The organism is Catellatospora sp. NPDC049133, from assembly GCF_040648455.1.
Lineage (GTDB): Bacteria > Actinomycetota > Actinomycetes > Mycobacteriales > Micromonosporaceae > Catellatospora > Catellatospora aurea.
Window position 1 is genome coordinate 1 of record NZ_JBEZDT010000029.1, and the last position, 17,195, is coordinate 17,195.

9 protein-coding genes and 1 tRNA gene are annotated in these 17,195 nt (G+C 68.6%); 5 read left to right on the plus strand and 5 right to left on the minus strand.

Going from position 1 to position 17,195, the window contains the following annotated elements:
• Positions 1-43 precede the first annotated feature (43 nt).
• Both AB0B35_RS28900 and AB0B35_RS28905 read left to right on the plus strand, forming a co-directional pair.
• Complete coding sequence (locus tag AB0B35_RS28900; protein ID WP_361051280.1) at positions 44-400, plus strand: helix-turn-helix domain-containing protein; 357 nt, start codon at positions 44-46, stop codon at positions 398-400.
• Positions 397-1,617: a site-specific integrase gene (locus AB0B35_RS28905; RefSeq protein ID WP_361051006.1), complete on the plus strand. Its 1,221-nt coding sequence runs from the start codon at positions 397-399 to the stop codon at positions 1,615-1,617. The genes AB0B35_RS28900 and AB0B35_RS28905 overlap by 4 nt, the downstream gene beginning before the upstream one ends.
• A gap of 73 nt (positions 1,618-1,690) precedes the next feature.
• Here the strand turns inward: AB0B35_RS28905 and AB0B35_RS28910 are convergent.
• From AB0B35_RS28910 to AB0B35_RS28930, 5 genes are all read right to left on the minus strand, one after another.
• Positions 1,691-1,764, minus strand: a tRNA-Pro gene (locus AB0B35_RS28910).
• Positions 1,765-2,225: 461 nt separating this feature from the next.
• Positions 2,226-5,561 (minus strand): fibronectin type III domain-containing protein, encoded by a 3,336-nt coding sequence (locus AB0B35_RS28915; protein WP_361051010.1) that lies wholly within the window; start codon positions 5,559-5,561, stop codon positions 2,226-2,228.
• Positions 5,562-5,795: 234 nt separating this feature from the next.
• Complete coding sequence (locus AB0B35_RS28920) at positions 5,796-6,077, minus strand: HEAT repeat domain-containing protein (protein ID WP_361051013.1); 282 nt, start codon at positions 6,075-6,077, stop codon at positions 5,796-5,798.
• A gap of 112 nt (positions 6,078-6,189) precedes the next feature.
• Entirely contained in the window at positions 6,190-9,726 is a 3,537-nt protein-coding gene (locus tag AB0B35_RS28925; protein WP_361051016.1) for a tetratricopeptide repeat protein, read from the minus strand.
• 118 nt (positions 9,727-9,844) lie between these two features.
• Positions 9,845-10,177 carry a trypco2 family protein gene (locus AB0B35_RS28930; RefSeq protein WP_361051019.1) on the minus strand — a complete coding sequence of 111 codons (333 nt, stop codon included), beginning with the start codon at positions 10,175-10,177 and terminating at the stop codon, positions 9,845-9,847.
• A gap of 690 nt (positions 10,178-10,867) precedes the next feature.
• On the opposite strand from AB0B35_RS28930, the gene AB0B35_RS28935 reads away from it, so the two are divergent.
• The 3 genes from AB0B35_RS28935 to AB0B35_RS28945 all read left to right on the plus strand — a co-directional run bounded on the left by AB0B35_RS28935 (position 10,868) and on the right by AB0B35_RS28945 (position 17,099).
• Complete coding sequence (locus tag AB0B35_RS28935) at positions 10,868-11,005, plus strand: hypothetical protein (RefSeq protein WP_361051022.1); 138 nt, start codon at positions 10,868-10,870, stop codon at positions 11,003-11,005.
• Positions 11,006-11,028: 23 nt separating this feature from the next.
• On the plus strand, positions 11,029-13,428 hold the full coding sequence (locus tag AB0B35_RS28940) for an integrin alpha (protein ID WP_361051024.1): 2,400 nt from the start codon (positions 11,029-11,031) through the stop codon (positions 13,426-13,428).
• A 185-nt stretch (positions 13,429-13,613) separates the two neighbouring features.
• Positions 13,614-17,099, plus strand: a complete 3,486-nt coding sequence (locus AB0B35_RS28945) for a LamG domain-containing protein (protein ID WP_361051028.1) — start codon at positions 13,614-13,616, stop codon at positions 17,097-17,099.
• The last annotated feature ends 96 nt before the right edge of the window (positions 17,100-17,195 follow it).

Here is a 17,195-nt window from a genome sequence, read left to right on the forward strand (position 1 = left end):
CCCGGCTCTACGTCATCGAGGGGGGCAAGTGACCACTCCGCTGATGCCTCGACGCCACGCTCGCGCCCGTACTGTCCTGTACCGCACTGCTCTATGCATCCATGGGGCAGAGATCTTGGCTCAGCGTGGACCTGAGGCGGTTTCTGCACCTCTCCCCGTTGCGCTCCGTCCAAAGCAGACCGAACGTGGCGTGGTCACGTTCACCAAGCCGTTCATCAGCACGGAGGAGCTAGCAGCAGTCCTCCAAGTCGATCCGTCCACCGTACGACGCTGGCGAACTGCCCAGCCTCTACAAGGCCCCCCGTTCATCAACCTGTCGGAGCGTGTCACCGTGTACAGCACCGAGGATGTCCAGCACTGGCTGACGGCTCGTCGCGTCGTTCCCGGAGCCGCCAAGTGAGCCAGCCCGAAAACCTGCCGATCGGTCTCGACCTGGCCGCCGACATCGAGCATCGACCCGGCAAGCCGAAGGCGTACCGTGCGCGCGTGCGCTGGTGGTCCGAGGGCCAGCGCCGCTCCAAGTCAGAGTCCTTCGACGACCTGCCCAGCGCCGAGACATGGATCGCCGGCCTACAGCAGAAGGCAAAGGGTGGGATCAGCCCCGATACGGCGACACTCGACCTGGCCACCTACGGCGAACGGGTCATGCCCCTCGCCATTCGCGGTCTGGAACTGAAGACGCTGGACCCTTACATGGCGGGATGGAAAAGGCGGGTGGTGCCCACTCTCGGGCACCTCCCCACCCGCTCCATCACCAACGGTGTGGTCGACCGGGCCGTGTACGGATGGATCGCCGACGAATGCAGCCGGTCAACCGTAAAGAACAGCCTCGCGATCCTGGTCAGAGTCATGGAGCAGGCCGTACGGGACGGCATCATCGAGCGCAACCCGGCACGTGTCGTCGGCTGGCAGCGCGAGTATCGGCTGGCAGAGGACGAGCTGGATGACCCGCGATCGCTCGCGCTGCCGAACTGGCAGGCAGTCGCGACTCTCGCCGACGCACTCGTGAAACGGTCTCTCGGACGCTTCGCAGGCTGGGGCGAAGTCATCAAGTTCGCCGCCGGCACCGCGGCCCGGATCGGCGAGGTATCAGGTGTACGCAAGGCGGACATCGACCGGGAGACGTGGATCTGGACCGTACGCCGGCAGACGACTGCCGCGCCTGGCGGCCTGGTCGACAAGGGGACCAAAGGCAAGCGGGCACGCCGAGTCCCGATCATCGAGGAGATCCGGCCGCTGGTCGCGGCCCGCATGGACTCCGCCGAGGAGGACGAAGCGCGTCTGTTTACCGGCCCGCGCGGTGGCCGGATCACCACGGCGGTGCTCCGGGATGCAACGCATTGGGACGAGGTCGTGAAGGAGCTGGGGTTCGAGCACTTACGCCGGCACGACCTACGGCATACCGGCCTCACGTGGATGGCGGACGCGGGCGTGCCCGTTCATGTCCTCCGCAAGATTGCCGGGCACGGCTCGCTCACCACGACACAGCGCTACCTACACCCCGACAGGCGGGCAATCGACGCTGCCGGAGCGTCACTCAGCGCGCATCTGGGAAGTGTCGCGATGGTGTCCTGGTCCCCAACTGGTCCCCCAGCGATCATGACCGGCCCTCGCTGACAGCACCGACCACCTGATAGACCAAGGGCCTTGACCAGCAGAAATGCCGGTCAAGGCCCTTGTCTTCGCACCGTCGGGCTGGCCGGATTCGAACCGACGACCCCTTGACCCCCAGTCAAGTGCGCTACCAAGCTGCGCTACAGCCCGTTGCCGTGTTGATCTCTCACCGCGGCAGCCCGTACAGCGTAGCGCACTCCGACAGCGGCTGCGCACACGGCCCCCGTGTCCGTTTCATGGCATTTCGCTGGGTGATTCAGCACGCTTTGCATAAAATCATCCTAGGAACCTGACTTGCCGTCGCAGCAATAGGGGGTGCCGCCAGAACACAGTGCACCGAAGCTCACTTGCCGTGTGTATCAGCCACAAACCCGACCAAATCATGATCAACGCCGTATGGTGCTCACTCAACGCCATGCAGCACCAGTTCGGGGAGTTCTGCTCCCAATCTTGCTTCTCACTCCCCTGCGGCCCCGGTGGCTATCATCCGCGCCTTTACTGCGGAGCCGGTTCGGCGCTCCGCAGTCCGAACCTCGGCAGCACCCGCCCGCAGCTGATCTGCCCAGTCCGGCAGCACTGCGCGGCCGCAACGCGCTGTGCTGCCGGGCCGGCTAGCCTGTGCAGCTGGTGCGGTGTTCGGTGTCGGCGCAGGTGTCGTTGCCGCTGCCGCCGTCGACGGTGTCGTCGCCGTCGCCGGCCGCGACGGCGTCATTACCATTGCCACCGTAGATCGCGTCCGAGCCGGATCCGGCGTCGATGAGATCGTTGCCGTTGTCGCCGCGGATGATGTCGTCACCGATGCCGCCGATGAGCGTGTCGTTACCGTTTCCCCCGATCAGCATGCTGCCAGTGGGGCCCGCGTACAAGATGTCGTCGCCGTTTCCGCCGTCGAGCACGTCGGCTCCTGTGCCGCCGTATACGACGTCGTCGCCGTTGCCCGCGAAGATGCGGTCGTCTCCGCCGAGGCTGCAGATGACGTCGCGGGCGTTTGTCCCGGCAATGGTGTCGTCGCCGGCGGTGCCGATGACCGTGCAGCCGTGGGCGTTGGTTACCGCGACGGTGTGGGCGGCAGTGTTGTCACTGACGGCAGGGTCCGCCTCGAGCCCGTTCGCGGTTGCCGTCACCGTCATCTCACTTTCGGCACCGGGTTCTACTGTCACGGCCATCACCACCGACCCGCCGCTGGGCAGCACGCCCAGCTCGCACGTCACTGCTGCGGCGACGACCTGACAGGTGCCGGCGGTCGTGGTGGCCGCGAGTACGGTCGCCGCGGCGCCGTGGATCGTGACGGTGGCCGTGGTCTGGGTGGTCCTGTCGGGTCCGGCGTTGCGGACGATGACCGTCTCGGTGAACACGTCGCCGAGCGCGGGCGAGTGCGTAGACGCTGACGCGGTCACTGCCACATCGGCGACCGGTTCGTAGGTGAACCGGCCGGTGGCCGCGATGGGGCTCGTGCCCGCAGCGGTGCTCACCCGCACGTCGACGGCTCCGGGCTCGTGGGGCGGTGCGACGGCGGTCAGGATGTCGTCGCCTTGCACGGTGAAGCTCGTCGCGGGGGTGTCTCCGAACATCACTGCGGTCGCACCGCTGAGGTGCACGCCGGAGATGGTGATGGTGATGCCGCCGAGGCTCGGCCCGTGCTCGGGGGTCAGGGCCGTCACCGCGGGCGGAAGCCCGACGGGCTGCGACGGGTCGGACGAGCCGATCCCGTTGATCGCCACGACGGTGAAGGTGTGGTCGACGCCGTCGGTCAGGCCGGTGATCGTGCAGGACAGGGCGCCGTCGGTGGTGCAGAAGTGGCCGCCTGGCTCCGCCGTGGCCCGGTATCCGATGATGGGCAGTTCCGAGGCGGCGGCGAGCCAGCGCAGCGTGACGCGGGTGCCGTCTTCGGAGTCGGGGGTGGGTTGTACGCCCGGCACCGGCCCGGGTGGTGTGCCCGGGGTGCCTGATCCGGTCGGCGTGCCCGGGCCGGTGCCGCCGCCGGACGGCGGGGTGGGGCTGTTGCCGACCGCGTTGCTGGCGGTCACGGTGAACGTGTAGTTCACGCCGTTGGGCAGACCGGTGATGGTGCAGGTCAGTTCGTCGGCGCTGTCGGTCGCGCAGGTGCGGCCTCCCGGTGCGGCGGTGGCGGTATAGCCGAGGATCAGGCTGCCGCCGTCATCCGGCTTGAGCCAGGTGACCGTGGCGCTGTGGTCGCCCATGACCAGCGATGCCAGCAGCGGAGTAGCGGGCACGTCAAGGGCCTCGACGGTGTATGCGGCGGAGGCTTCGCCGCGGTTGCCCGCGATGTCGTCGGCGTACGCGGTCACCGTGAAGGTCCCGGACCCGTCGGGGTTCCCGCCCGACACCGTCACGGTGCAGGCAGCGGCGAGCCCGGACAGGTCGTCGGCGGCCGAGCACGTCGGCACGGGTACGGCGCCGCGTTCGTAGGTCGCGCCTGCGGTGACTCCCGCGATCGTCACGGCTGGCAGGCCGGTGTCGATGCTCACGGTGACGTGCGCCGTGTCGCAGTTGCCGGCCGGGTCGCACGAGGTCGCGGTGACGACCTGGTCGGCACCCTGGGTGGACACTGCCGTGGGTGCGGGGATGTTCGGCGCGCCCGCGGACGGGCTCGGGTCGCTGCTCGACCACGTGATCGTCACGGGTGCGCGGTACCAGCCCGCCTTGTCCGGGGCACGGTCCGGGGTGCCGGTCAGCACGGGTGGGGTGTGATCCACGGCGGGTGCGGTGTATCCGTCGAACACCCAGACGCCGCTGTTGGCGTAGTTGTTGTCGATCTGGGACCCGGTCGTGCCGGCGCCGACGATCGTCGACCCGTCACCGGACACGTGGAAGTTGCCCTGCAGACCGATGAACGGCCCCATGGATCCGTGGTCGGTGATACGTCGCGACACGCCCGTGACGAGGTCCCGCACGGTCATCGGATCGCTGAAGAACACGTGGCGCCCGTCGTCGCTGATCGACTGTCCCGTCGAGTTAGCCTGTTGAAGCCCGTCAGCGCCGACGCTCACCAGGGTCGTCGTCGCGGTCGCCACGTCGTGGACGAAGACACCGCGGACACCGTCGGCGGTCAGATTGGTCGCGCTGCTGGTGAACAGGACCTTCGAGCCGTCCGGTGTGATCTGTACGCCGGTGGAGCTGCCATTGGCCGGGCCACCGTCGAGCGCACGGGTGATGCGCTTGCTGACGCGGGTGGCGGTGTCTATCAGGTACAGGTCGAAGCGGATGTTGGTACTGGTGTCCCAGCCGCTGGCCAGGACATGTCTGCCGTCGTCGGTCACAGTCTGGCGGGTGGGATGGTAGGACTCGGCTCCGGCGACCATCAAGGTGCTCATCGGCACGTCACCGGTCAGCGACGTGCGCGGCAGTGGCTTGGTCGTGCCCGTGGTCAGGTCGGACAGTACGACGTCGGCCAGCGCACTGCTGCGGTAGAGGGCGAAGCGACCGTTGCCCGAGATGGACGGCATGTTGGCGAAGACGCCGGGGGACCCGGGTGTCCCGTTGAAAAGTCCTGGGGAAGCAGTGATAACCGCACCGGTCAGCAGGTCCTTGCGGAACACGCACGGCGCGTTGCCCACGCAGCCCGGGCCGAGGTTGGTGGCGTAGCCGGCGAACACCACGTACCGCCCGTCGCCGGAGAGGCTGTACTCGGTCACCATGCGATCCGCCTTGACCCCGGCGGCGCTTACGGTGAGCTGCTCGACCGTGGTGCTGCCACGCCGCCACAGGAACAGCTGCGACGGGCGGTAGCCGTTGGCGTTGACCGGGGCGACCAGAGTCGGGTCGTTGGAGCGGAAGACGACGACGTTGCCGTCATCGCTCACCTGTGCCGACACGGAGAACTCGTTGTCTCCGGCCAGGCCGCCGGTGACGATCTTCGTGATCGTGGTGGCGGCGAGGGCGGGCTGACTTACCAGGGCGGCACCGCAGCCACCGAGCAGGGCCACGACGACTGCTCGAGCCCACCAACGACCGTATCTCACATGCCCTCCAGCTGTGACGTTCGAGCCCCGCGATACGCGCATGCTGCGCATCAGCCTGGCATCGAGCCACACCCGGCCGACAGTGACGTATCGGCCGACCAGGGCGCGCAGAACGCCGACGGCAACCGTGTACTGGCCGGAACCCCTCTACCGGCGCGGGATTCTTCGCCGTTCGTCGAGCCTGCGACCGCATCCGGGCTACCACGCAACGGTTATGCCGGCAGCACCCGCACGCAGCCGACCGGGACCGGCCGCACGGATGCGCCGCGGCTCCGGCAGGGTCCCCTCGCCCAGCTCCGCCATCGCCCACACCGCACGCTGACGCACGACCTCCTCCGGTTCGGCCAGCAGCGGCAGCAGCGCAGGCAGCCCGGCCTCCTTGCAGTACTGCAGACCCAGCGCAGCCTGCTCCCGCACGTGTGGGCTGGGATGCGACAGCGCCCAGGCGTACCGATCGACCAGACCAGCGCCGAAGCCCATGAAAGCCGTCGCGCGCAGTGCTTCCCATGACGGTCACCGAACACACCCCATACCGCCGGACCCCCGCCCTGCCGCTGCGGTATGGGTCAGAGGTCGAGTGCCACCCGTGGTTTCAGCTTCCGGGTGGTCGGCCAGGCCCGCGGCCGGAGTCGTCCTCACTCGTCGTGCCGTCCGTCGTTTCGGCCAGTAGCGCGAGCAGGTGATCCAGTCCGGCTTGGTGGGTCGTCGGCTGGTCTCGAGCCAAACGGCGTTGGATGTCGATCGCTTCGCAGAGGGCGACCAGGCCTTCATCTTGCCGTCCCAGCTGTCTGTGCTGGGCCGCGAATTGGCTCAAGCTGATCGCGAGATCGGGCAGGAACTCGTCGGGATGTGCGGCAGCCAGCTGCCGGTAGGCGTCGACGACCTCGCGGGTCGCGTTCAGGGCTTCCACTCGCCACCCGAGTTTCTCCAGCTCGGCCGACAGTTCGCGCTGCGCGGTCACGACGTCCGTCAGAAACTCGCCTGGGTGCTGCGCGGCCAGTTCGTGTTGGATTTCGAGGGCCTCGGTGATCGCGGCCAACCCGTCCTCCCGCCTTCCGAGGTGCGCCAGGTGGATCGCGAGCTTGGTCAAGCTTTGCGCGAGCTGGGACCGGATGACGTCCGGTGGGGTCGACGTCGACCGGCGTTGAATCTCGACAGCCTCGGTGATCGCCGCTAGGGCTTCGCTGCGCCGATCGACGAGCCCCAGCGCGTTCGCGAGGTTGGTCAGGCCCAGTGCGAGCCCGGGAAGCAGCACGTCAGGTTGCCGGGCGGCTAGACTACGTTCGATCTCGACAGCCTCGGCGATCGCGGCCAGGCACTGCTCGCCGCGCCCGAGTTCCCCCAGCCGGATCGCAAGGTTGTTCAGACTGTTGACAAGCTTGGGCAGATAAGCTCCGGGGTGGTCGGCGGCCAGGCGGCGCTGGATCTGGACGGCCTCGGCGACCGCGGCCAGGCCCTCGTCCTGCCGGCCGAGGTCCCCTAACCGGATCGAAAGGTTGTTCAGGCTGGTGGCCAGGCCCGCCAGATAGGCGTCTGGGTGCTGCGCGGCCAGGCCGCGTTGAATGTCGACGGCCTCGGCCATCGCGGCCAGGCTCTCCTCCCGTCGGCCGAGATCACCGAGCCTGAGGGCCAGGTTGGTCAGGCTCAAGGCCAGACCGGAAAGATACAGTTCGGGGTGCTGGACGGCCAGCCCGCGCCGAATATCGACGGCTTCGTTGATCACCGCCAGGCTCTCTGCCCGTCGCCCGAAGTGGGCCAGATCGATGGCGAGGTTGCCCAGGCTCAAGGCCAGGCTGGGCAGGTGGGCTTCAGGATCGTCCTCGGCCAGCCGGCGCTGGATCTCGACGGCCTCGGTGATTGAGGCCAGGCCCTCCTTCCGCCGGTCAAGGTCCGAGAGATCGACCGACAGGCTGTTGAGGCTGCGGGCGAGCAGTGGCAAATGGGTGGCCGGATCGCCCTCGGCGAGCTGGCGTCTGATGTGGACTGCTTCGCTGATCGCAGCAAGAGCCTCCTGCGACCGTCCGATATCGCCGAGGCGCAGCGAAGCGTTGTGCAGGCTGGTCGCGAGGTCAGGGAGGTACCTTCCCGGGTCGACCGCGGCCACGCGACGATGCTCGTCGGCTAGTCGAATGCTTAGTCGCACGGCCCACTCGGTCAGTACGTGACTGGGGCGAGGGATGCTACGGGCGAGGCGAGCCAGTTCGTCAAGGTTCATGGCAGGGTCATCATGGATCTGCTCCAGCGCACGGAGCAGCGGGGCGAAGTGTTCGACCCGGGTGGTGGCCTCGATCGCCGCGGGGGCGAGCGTGGCGGGACACCGGAGTATGAGCGCGGTCAACTGCGCATCGAGTACGTTGTCGAAGACCGGGTGCGCCGCGGCGCGCGCGTACACGATCAGTAGCTGTGCGGCTTGGTTTGCTGTGGCATCGGACACGAGAGCGTCGGCCAGCTCGGGTTGCCCGGACAGCTGGCGGCCGAGAAAACGTTCAGCCAGCCGGTCGGGCTGCAAACCCGCCCATGGTGCACCGGGCGCGAGCGGAGGGTAGAGCTCCTCGATCCACAGCCGCACCGCGCGGCGCCGATCGTAGGGTTGGTCGGCCAGCCCCGGAGCGAGAGCGAGCAACGAGTCGGCTTGCGTGCGGTCGACGACTGTGCGCAGGTGGGCGACGGCCATGGCCTCACGCAGCGTGGGCCGGCTCAGCGCGGGGCTCAGGTCTCGTGCGGCGGCGGTGGTGTACCAGTAGCCGTACTCGTGTTCGAGCAGCCGGTCCTCCACCGCATGCGCTCCGACCGCCGGAGGATGATGCGAGTTCACCGCTGGCGTGGAGCGGGCTGCGTCGAGTAGGTCGGCCAGCGCCGTCATATGGACGCTCAACGCCCCAGTGCCGTCAGGTAGACGCGCGTCGGGCAGCCGCTGGGCGAGGCTGACCCAGTCCGGGCCCTGTTGCCCCGCGACGTCCGGCAGTGCGCGGGCGAACGCGTCGACTGCTTTTCGGTAGGCGGCCAGCCGCGCCACCCCGTCCGCGTCGAGCTCCGGCAGGGCGCTCACCAGCGCGGCGCCGATCAGATCCCGGGCCGCCGGCACGTCAGCAGCAAGGTCCCGCCACCACCCGTCGGTCCGTGCCAGCAGCAATACCCGCACCGGCGGGCCTTCCCGCCGGGTAGCCAGTCCGGTCAACAATGCGATCAGTTGCCCTGTCCGCGATTCGGCGTAGTCGATCACGATCAGTGTCGCCCGCGCGGCACGCCCCAACACCGCTACGTCCTCGGCCGCAGCACCGGGAAGCAGCCAGGCCACCACCCAGCCGGCGTTGGACAGGTGGTCAGACAGCTGACGGCCCAGGCGTGTCTTGCCCTGGCCACCCGGGCCGTGTATCAGCCACGCTGCCACGCCCGCACCGTCAGTCCATCTCTGCAGGCGGGCGAGGAGGTCGGTACGGCCGTAGAAGGGCACCACCGCGCGTCGTGCGAGCAGCAGCCCAGCCGGCGACGGCAACCCGGCCCCGGGATGCTCCGCCGCGCTCGGCTCCACGATGTCTTGGAACTCCACCGGCTCCAACACCGCGCCGGCCGCATGCTCGTTGAGCACTGCCGTAAACCCTGGGGCCGCGTGCAGGGCGTAGGCAGGTGTGGCGGTCAATCGCCGGTTGCCCCATCCCTTCACCGCACCGGCAACCACGCCGACCAGGAGTTCCCCGCAGAACAGGGCCGCTCCCGACAGACCACCCCACGCGGACCGTCGCCCATCCCACTCGTCGGGGACGGCACCATGTAGATCGACCATGTACCGGTCGCGGGCGATCCCGTCGCCAGGGCTCAGCGTCCCGGACAGCTGCGCCGCCTCCACCGGCTCGCGCCCTCCCACCCCCGGCACCTGCACCGCGTCGGGAACCCCCCAAGTAGCGCAACTCAAGCGGGGTAGGAAGGTCGCGGTTCGCCCCCACCGCACAGCCACGTCGGGCGTGGACGTCCACCGCGGATCATCGACTGCGACCAGCGCACCGTCATCGCGTCCACCGGACGTCCCACGCCACACCACCACCGCGTCGAACTGCGGCTGGTCGGCCGGTCGGAACACCCGCACACGGCTGCCGACCGGCCCGACGGCATGCGCGCAGGTCAGCAGCAACGCCCCAGCCAGAACGTATCCCGACCCGGGTCCGCGACCCTCTGCACGAACCGCCAACACCCGACGTTGATCCACTCGCACCGTCCCTGTTCGCCGCGATCGGTTGCCGGGTGCTGCGTCAGCGGCCCAGGTGCCCGGACACGTCGCCCGGGCCTTCCGGCCGTTGGTCATCCCCTGTGATCAGCCACTCGTCATGTCCGTCGTGCCGCCGCGGATTCAGCGTGACGGACACCCGGTGTGCGCTCGATCGGCCGACTGATGCCCCGGCATCGGCGGAGACCACCCATGCCGTGAAGCCCGCCTTCGAGGTGGCGTCCTGCCGCAGTTCGACGGAAAACTCCAGCTGAACCTCTCGCACCATGAAAGCCACGTCAGAACCCGCTGCCCGCGTGGCAGCCTCCAGCAGCTCATCACGCACCGCCGCCACCGCATCCGCCAACGCGATCTTCACTAGCTCATTCCTCCGGGCATTCGATGACGATGCGCCTGGCCGCTGCCTTCGCTCAGGCCGAACGCGGACACGAACAATGTTGCCTGCGCTGACCAGACCCGCATCCCCAGAGTCGCATTCAATACACGCGCGGGCACCCTCCCAGGGTCCGTCTTGTCGACGGTTCCTCCCTCGTCATCGCAGGAGAACACCGCTGGATGGGCTTTGGCAGCCGCAATGGTCTGATGGAGCGGTTCGGGTGGGACGGCCTCGGACGCAGTGCCGACTCGGTCGAGCGGTTCAAGTTCCTGGTCGGTGCGATGCTGCGGGAGCGGATCCGGCCTGTCGTCGCCCGGTTGACGGTGTCGGAGGCTGACGAGGGCCAGGCAGGAACGCGACCTCGTGACGCAGAACGAGGATCTCGGCGTCCTTCGCGGCCATGGTCCGCGTGAGCAACCCGAGCCAGCCGAGCCACCAGGCAGAGGATCGGGTACGGCAGCGAGGCGACACAGCGCACATCAGCCCCCTGCCCAACCTGCCATACCGCCACTGTCAACACCGTCTCGAAGTACTGAATCGCCCCGGTTCAATGCACACACCCCAGTTAGGCATCATCTGTTGGTATGGATACCCGAACGGTCGCCAGGCTCCGGGCCAAGGCCGCGATGAGCGGGGCCGCATGGGCACCCTTCAGTCACTACGATGCCGGCCATGATCCAGTTACACCCGCGTGCCGGGAAGCCGTTCACGACAAAACAGAACACTGCCTCCTACCCATTGAATGGCGCTGACGCGCCGTTCCAACCGTTCCGGGCGCGGCACGGCGTCGCGGTGAAGGTGCTCGGATGAGGCGGCCACTTCTCCGACTCGCCGTGATCATCGCTGTAGTCGCGACGACAGGTGTGTGCAGGCCGGCGGCTTATGCCGGACCACCGCCCACGGCGGCGAGGCTCGGCCAGAGCGGCCCCGCCCAGCAGGCAGCCGGGCCGCGCCTGCCGTTCGGCGTCGGCACTTACCTCTCGGACAAGGCGCTTTCGGTGCCGAACCTGATGTCTGCACGCCAGGGATATCCGATCGAGGTCGGGTTCGAAGACCCGTTCTCGGAACTTGACCCGGCGTGGCAGGCCGACTCATGGGTGACGCCGACGGTGTCGGACGGCCAGTTGCACCTGGCCGTGAACGCCGACGCCCCGCAGACTTACGGCGCGTTGTCACGGTGGGTGGAGCTGGACGTCGACGAGTACCCGACCGTGGAGATCGCCGTCTCGGGATCGCCTGGCCTGTGGGCGCTGAAGGTCAACGACGGCACCCTGCCGGTCGATATCGAACTGCAAAGCGACACCGGCGACACCGGGGTGCACTCCTACGACCTGAAGCAATCGACGGGCTGGCAGGGCGTCCAACGATTCCGGCTGAGCATCTTCACCATCGGTCTCGACACCTCGTTGACCGTGGACGGCATACGTATCGACAGCAGGGCGATCGGGTTCGCGGACTCGTTCTCAGACCTTGACCCGGCGTGGCAGGCCTCCTCATGGGTGACGCCGACGGTGTCGGACGGCCAACTGCAGCTGGCCGTGAATCCCGACGCCCCGCTGAGTTACGGCGCGTTGTCACGGTCGGTGGAGTTGGACATCGACAGGTATCCGACGGTGCAGATCGCGGTCTCGGGCTCGGCCGGCCTGTGGGCGCTGAAAGTCAACGACGGCACCCTGCCGGTCGATATCGAACTGCAAAGCGACGTCACCAAGACCGGGACGTACTCCTACGACCTGAAGAGATTCACCGGCTGGCAAGGAACCAAGGAATTCCAGCTCAGGATCTTCGCTATCGGAATCGGCCAACCCATCACCGTCGACCACATCCAGATCGGACGACAGCCTCCGTTCGTCCCGGGCTGCGAGGCCAACGCGCCGGGCGACTTCAACGGCGACGGCGTGCGTGATGTCGTCATCGCGGACCCGGAGGCAACCGTCGACGGGCTTTCGGGCGCCGGTGTGGTGCACGTCGTGGACGGGGCGACCGGTGTGGTGCGCGACATCCACCAGAATCTGGCGGAGATCCCGTGGGACGCCGACCCGGGCGACAACTTCGGGCACGCGATCGCAGTCTTCGACGCGAACAGCGACGGTTGCGCCGACCTTGCGGTCGGTGTGCCGAACGAGGACGTCAACGGCGTCCCCGACTCGGGCCAGGTCGACCTGATCTTCGGCGCGCCGGGCGGCCTGGGATCCGGACCGCAGACGGACACCTATAGCCAGGGAAGCGGCGGACTCCCGGATTCCCCCGAGCCGACTGACCGGTTCGGCTACTCGCTGGCAGCCGGTGTCACCGACACCGAGGAACCGTATCTGATCGTCGGCGCCCCCGGTGACAATGTCGTCGACGGCAGCGATCACAGCGGTTCGATCATGTACCTGCGCAGTGGGGTGAAAGAGCGGTTCAGCCAGCCGTCGATCGGCCTGACCGCCGAACCCGACGATCGGACCGGTTTCGCGGTCGCGGCGAGCTCCCGGCACTTCGCGTTCTCCGCGCCGGGAGAGAACGTCAACGGGCGCGGCCAGTTCGCCGGGATGATCTGCGGTTTTCGGCACAACAGCGGCCCGGCCGCGCCGACATCCGTCGGGTGCGTACACCAGGACGGCCTCGCGCAGGCTGGTGACGAGTTCGGCAAGTCGTTGGCGATGGTGTCGTACTGGCCGTCAACCGACTCGTTGCTCGCCGTCGGGTCCCCTGGCCAGGATGTCGACGGCGTCGTGGACGCGGGACAGGTCGTCCAGCTTCGGGTGACCGACACCGCGATCACCGAGCCGATTCGCATATCGCAGTCCACGACCGGCATCGCGGGCGACGCCGCGCCGGGTGACCGGTTCGGGGAGAAGGTGCTGCTGGTCAACACCGCTGCGACTGCGGCACCGTCGGCGCAAACCCTGCTGCTCGCGGTGGGTGCGACGGGTGAGGACGCCAGCGGCACGGGCATCGACACGGGCAACGTCCACGTGTTCGCCGCCGGCACGGCCACCCCGGAGTCCGACACCTTGATCGAACGGACGGCCGGCAAGCTACCCGGCTCACCGGCAGCTCGGGAACTGCTGGGACTCAGCATGGGCGCATCCCCGACCGAACTGTTCGTGGCCAGCCCGTACGTGAACCAGGGCGTGTGGGCGATCCGCTGGTCCGACCTTGCCGCGGGCACGGCGGCACCGGTACGCAGTTGGGCCCCCAGCGCCGGGAACACGCCCGCCGCCGCGTTCGGCGCGCAGGTCGGGTGACGGCGATGTTCGAACGACGAGAACTTCACGGAAAGAGCACGTTGAATACTGAGACGAGGAGCGACATCGCTGTGCGACGGCGTGCGTGGATGCGTGTAGGCGCGCTGAGTGCAGTCGCCGGCCTGGTCGCCACAACGGTGTGGGCCGGTGTCGGAACCCTCCGCGACCCGTCAGACACCCTGGCGATGGGTCCTGGGGCGGCGGGCAAACCCGCAGCGCCGTGGACCGAGGCACAGGCGGTCGGCGCGGCGCGCAAGTCAGGCAAGGCGGTGGAGGTGCGCGCCAAGGGCACCAGCCGCCAGGTGACCTATGCCAACCCGGACGGTTCGTTCACCCACGAGTCGCACGCCGCCCCGTTCCGGGTCATGCAGCGTGGCGAGTGGGTGCCGGTGGACACCACGATGATCCGGCACAGCGACGGCGGCGTCGGCCCGAAGGCGGCCGAGACGCCGATGCGGTTCTCCGGCGGTGGCGACATGCCGCTGGCGACGATCTCGCGGGCCGGTCGCGTGATGAGCCTGACCTGGCCGGCGGCGCTGCCGCAGCCGGTCCTGTCGGGCGACTCGGCGACCTACCCGAACGTCTTGCCGGACGTCGATCTGGTCGTGCACGCCTCGGCCACCGGCTACACCCACGTGCTGGTCGTCAAGACCGCCGCAGCCGCGGCGCTGCCGCAGATCAGGACCGTGTCGTACGGGCTGAAGGGCACCAACCTGACCTTCGCCGTCGAGTCCGGTGACCGGCTGGTCGCCAAGGACACCGGCTCCGGTGGCGTGGTGTTCGCGTCCCCGGTGCCGAAGATGTGGGACGCCGGCGACCCGGCCGAGGCCGCCAAGGCCGATGTCGAGCCGACCCGCTCGTCGCCGGAGTCGGCGCGGCGGGCCGACATCGGCGTGCGGGTCGACGGCGGTTCGCTGCGCCTGGTCCCGGACACGGCGATGCTGGCCGACAAGTCCGTCCGATTCCCGCTGTACATCGATCCGATGACCGCTCCGACCAGCAACAGCTCCTGGACCATGGTCGACTCCGGCTACCCCAGCGAGGAGTACTGGAGGTTCGACGGCGACCGCGACCAGCGCATCGGGCTGTGCAACCGGACCGACTCCGGCAACACCTGCAACAGCTCGCAGGTCAAGCGGCTGATGTACGCGATCCCGACCCCGTACCAGGACGACACCATCGTGGTGTCCAGCGCCACGTTCAAGGTCACCATGGTGCACACCTACGACGGCTCGGCGCGCAACGCCTCGCTGTACCGCATGGGTGCGGGTATCACCTCGGCCACGAACTGGAGCAACCAGCCGGCGTGGAGCAAGAAGCAGGACACCCGGGACCCGACGGTGTCGCAGGGTTCGTGCACGTCGACAAACCAGAACGTCAGCTTCACCGCCACCGGTGCCGCGCAGGAGGCGGCGGCCAACAACTGGTCGACGACCACCTTCGGCATCCGCGCCGACGACGAGGGCAGCAAGTACTCCATCAAGCGGTTCTGTGACAACGCGGTGCTGTCGGTGACCTACAACCGGCCGCCGGCCACGCCCACGAACCTCACCGCCAACCCCGGTGGGGCGTGCAAGACCGGCACCCCGGACAACACCTGGTACGTGTCCAGCGTGCCGACACTGTCGGCGTACCTGGCCGACCCGGAGACCGACGCGGCCGAGCCGCTGACCGCCACGTTCACCGTCACCTGGACCCCGCCGGGCGGCACCTTGCAGACCAAGACCTGGACGTCGGGGCAGAAGGCCAACAAGTCGACGTTCGACTACCACCTGGCCGACACCGCCACCGGGGTGCCGAACCTGCCGGAGAACGTCGTCGTGTCCTGGAGCGTCAAGGCCTCCGACGGCACCGCCAACAGCGCCAGCAGTGTCACCTGCGGGTTCATCCTCGACAAGACCAAGCCCGCCGGCTCGGACATCGACTCGGCAGAGTTCCTTCCCGCGGACAGCGCCGACACCACGCCGGCTTGCGTGGAGTCGGGTGAGTGGATCGACGGTGCTGGCCGCTACGGCACGTTCACCTTCGACTCCGCCGCCACCGACGTCGTGTCGTACAAGTACGGCTTCGACACCAACCCGTCGCCGAGCAACGTGCTGACCCCGACGGCCAACGGCGGGCCGGTCAGCGTGAGCTGGGCGCCGATGACCGAGGCGCCGCACTTCGTCACCGTGATCGCGGTCGACGCGGCCGGCAAGGAGAGCGACACCTCCACCTGCACCTTCAACGTCGCGGCCGGCGGACCGTCGATCGGGCAGTGGAACCTCTCCGACACGTCAGGTTCGACCGAAGCAGTGGACGAGCGTGGTGACAACCCGGCCACGGCCGGGTCGGGCGTGACCTTCGGCCAGCCCGGCCCCGGCGGCGTGGCGCACCGGTCGGCGCTGCTTCCCGGCAGCGACGCCACCGGTTACCTGGCGACCTTGTCGCGAGGGCTGCTCGACACGTCCCGTCCGTTCACGGTCGCCGCGTGGGTCAAGGCGAACTCCCTGACCGGCCACATGGCGGCGGTCTCGCAGGACGGCACCGGTGTGCCCGGCTTCTACCTCGGCTACACCCCCGCGGACGGCAAGTGGCTGTTCGGCGTGCCGGACATGGACGTCAACGCCTTCCGTGACTGGCAGGTCACCAGCACCGAAGTCGTCACCGCCCAGACCGGCTGGACCCACCTGGCCGTCGTCGTCGACAACGTCAAGGACACCATGACGATGTACGTCAACGGCAAGGCCTCCGGCACAGCCCCGGTCCGCTCGCAATGGGCCTCGCACGGCAACATCCAGCTCGGGCGACGTCTGGCGAAGACCGGCCACATCTGGGGCTGGAACGGCGGCATCTCCGACGTCGCGATCTTCGACCGGCTCGTCACGCCGGCCGAGATCGACGCCCTGGCCAAGCCGCGCCTGCAGCGCCAGGTGTACTGGGCGCTGGACAGCGCCGACGTGCCCGACGACAACCCCGGCGTGCTCGTCAGCGCCGAGACCGTCGTCGACGGCGCGACGCCGGACGAGGCCAAGAACCTGACGCTGCACAACGGCGCATGGGTGATGACCCCCGACCCCGACGACCCGTTCGCCGAGTCGGCGCTGGTCGGCGCGGGGCACATGGTCCTCGACGGCGGCGACGACTACGCCGCCAGCGGGCAGGCACTCATCGGGCAGACCGGCAGCTTCTCGGTCGCGGCCCGCGCCCGGCTGGCCGCCGCGTGCAGCTCCGACCAGGTCGTGCTGTCCCAGCCCGGTGCCAAGACCAGCCGGTTCCAGGTCAAGTGCGCCGACATCGGCGGCGGGCAGCTGCGCTGGCAGCTGACCGTCGCAGCCGGTGACGACACCGCCACCTCGACCACGGTCGTCGTCGACGACACCCACCTGCCCGACCCCAGCAACACGCTGGGACAGCACCTGGTCGTCACCTACCACGCCTTCACCAAGGAGGTGCGGCTCTACGTCGACGGCCAGCTCGCCGCCAGCGCCCAGGGCAGCCACAACCCCGTGTGGAACGGACCCGACAACGGCGTCCAGGTCGGCCGTGCCCTCCTGGACGGCACCACGACCACGCCGACGTACGGCGGGTACTTCTCCGGCGTCCTCGACGAGGTCCGCGTCTACAGCGGCGTCCTCGACGCGGCGACCGTGATCCGACTGGCCAGCACCACCGCCCAGTCCGACCTGTAACACCATCGGCGAGTGGCGGGGGGGGGGGGGGGGGCGCGCCGACCGCGCAAAAACAAAAAGAACCACACGAAGGGGCGGCCGCCGGGTGGGAGAAAA